Origin of the sequence: Bacillus sp. GMs2/2, from assembly GCF_050172095.1 — a bacterium.
Classification (GTDB): Bacteria; Bacillota; Bacilli; order Bacillales; family Bacillaceae_G; genus Bacillus_A; species Bacillus_A cereus.
On record NZ_JBNLYE010000700.1, the window covers coordinates 1 to 1,259 of the forward strand.

A 1,259-nucleotide genomic window follows, 5' to 3' on the forward strand; every position below is an offset into this window, starting at 1 on the left:
TTAGTGCTTTTAGTAGCTCTTTTAATGGTATTAGGGAGTGTTTGGATTTTGATACACACTAAGGTTGTCGTTCCAGTTCAAACGTTAGGGTTTGTCTTTATTTTATTATTATTGGCCCATGATGATAAAAGAAAATAGCTGAATTAAAAATATATATTTCCTTAGCAAAACTAGAGTATTAGATATTTAGTGCGAATTATTGATGAATGAAGTTTATTTAATTTGAACGCATGGTGGTTTTATATCATAAGGTAAGAGGAAGAAGCTTTTTTGAATACCTATCTAACTATAAGTAATATAGAGTGCCCCAAAAGACGTTATTGTGAAATTGTATACCAGACGAATTTCATCAGGGGAATAATTGGGGATTTTTGGTACAATAGATAGTGAGGCTTATAAAATTATTTAAAGTATTGTAATGATTTTAGATTATTAAATTACAATACATTGGGAGGAAAAGTTGGTATGAATATTAGTGGGATTTTAGAAAGAGTGTTTAATAAGATACCAAAGGAACATGTTGCTAATATAATCACCTTAAAGCGTCCAGGTTGGGAGCCTGAAAAAAAGAATTATAAAAAAAATGAAATTAGAGAGGAATTTTTATCCCTAACAACTCTAATTGAACCTGATGAAGTAGAAGACTTTGTTGAGATGGCAGTAATGACTAAATCAATTGGGTTACCAGCTTATACATATAAAGTTAATCACTTGAATTTTTTAACTGAAGCCGAGTCAGGGATTTCAATTGAAGGTGTACATAATATGCCTTTTCAAGATAAGTATTTAATATCGATTGAGGACATTGAAAATGGGGATTCAATGTTGAAATTAACTGTCAGGTTGAAAGAATATTCTGATTATTGGAGGAGAGGAGAGCGATGTTTAGATACCCTATCTGCAGTTTATAGAATAAAAATTAGTCTAGATAAAACTGCAAAGGTATTAACAATTTTCTCTGGAAATAATGAGGTACAAAATGTAATTAAAGATTATTTGGGATTTGTACTAAAATGGCCTATTCAAAGTTATAGAATTAGAGAAAGTATAAATCAAATAAACCAAATTGGAAGTGCAAGCTTTAAAACAGCAGTTCTATTAGATTTCATTTTCACTCGTTTACATGAAAAAGGAATTTTTTCACGCTTCAAAGAAATAAAATTTAATACAAAAAATAAAAAACACACAACAGATGGTATACGTAATATCACCATAAACGGTCGGAATTTATTATCTTCTCAGCTAGCATGTCAGTATAT

1 pseudogene is annotated in these 1,259 nt (G+C 29.9%); it reads left to right on the forward strand.

Annotated elements, in window-relative coordinates:
- Window positions 1-465 precede the first annotated feature (465 nt).
- Window positions 466-1,259 (forward strand): annotated as a pseudogene (locus tag ACQGS6_RS28790) (hypothetical protein); the annotation flags it as partial.